At 54.4% G+C, this 1,253-nt stretch carries 1 protein-coding gene; it reads right to left on the bottom strand.

The features are described 5' to 3' along the window. On the bottom strand, nt 1–1,240 hold a 1,240-nt coding region (locus J5224_RS28490; RefSeq protein WP_264628464.1), incomplete at its 3' end, for an ATP-binding protein. Nucleotides 1,241–1,253: the final 13 nt, after the last annotated feature.

Genomic DNA, 1,253 nt, shown 5'->3' with positions numbered 1-1,253 from the left:
CAAACACACCCTTAAGTCGATGCGCCGTTTGTGCCAGCGTTGAAAAGTCGCCTGCTTCTGCATCAGTATACAGTTTGGCAATGTCGTCGGGTACCGTTTCAACGAACAGCGAAAAATAGTCGCTGGCTTTCAGTTGCCGGGCATATTCTTGAATATCCGTCGGTGCAGCGTCGAGCGTCGTGGACTCAAACTGTTGCTCAATCAAGGTCAATAATGCGTCTTGCAGTAACTGACTGATATTAAAATTGGTGCGTAAACGCCTCGGTGCCAGTATGGTCACCTGGGTATCCTCACCGTTCACCAGCAGCGTGTTATCCGCCATTTTTGCTTCATCATCGACAATGCGCAGGTCGAACTCCTGAGGCATCTGTCGCTCATCAGCGTTGATACATTCTGCCCCCCAACTGGCGAGCAGGTGCTGCACGATCTGCCGTACCTCATTGGCGGTGATGTCTAACAGCACCGTCATGTCTTCCAGCAGTTTTTCGTCTTCATCCCGGCTGCTGGCGCTGGCGGGCAGCGTGAACGTCAACTGGTAGTGCGTGCCGAGATCTTGCTTGCTGGCGATACTTAGCTCTCCGCCAAGCTTGCGTGCCAGTTGATGGCAGAGGAACAGCGCAAACCCTGAGTTTTGCCGGGAACGATCCGCAGACGGCACCGTTAGCCAAGGGTGGCGCAGATTATCCAGTTCTGCCGCTGACATGCGGGTGCCGGTATCACTGAGCCGGATAGTGAGTTTGTCCGCCTGCTGGGCATCCGCTTCCAGTGTGAGCGTAATCTTGCCGTAATCCGTATTGGTGATGGCGTAATCGAGCAACAGCTGCAGCGCTTTTTGCAGCATGTCCATGTCGCCCATATACAAACGTTGCGGCTCCAGACGGTAGTGATGAAACAGGTGCAGCCCTTTCTGGGAAAGGCGCGGCAGGCTGGCAAGCAGCAAGCTATCCATCATGGCTAAGGGAGAAAATGGCACCACTTCCGGCTGCCACGCGTCGCTGTCGAGCTGGTCATGGAGCGCAATATTATCCAGCAGTGCGATCGTTTGCGCCGTTTCATCCGAGGCTTTACCTAACAGTCCCGCGCGAACGTCGTCATCCGTGGTTTGCGCCAGGGACAGCAAGTGTTGCTGCAAGGCCTGCATTGGCGTATGCAGCTCCTGACGCAGGTTGGTTAACAGCCGTTGACGCGCCAGCACGTTTTTATCATATTCCCGCTGCGCCAATTGCATCTTTTTATGCACCAGGATTTCTTTA

This window comes from Candidatus Symbiopectobacterium sp. NZEC135, assembly GCF_025962695.1.
The sequence above is the reverse complement of the archived record's forward strand: the minus strand, read 5'-3'. Positions and strand labels throughout refer to the sequence as shown.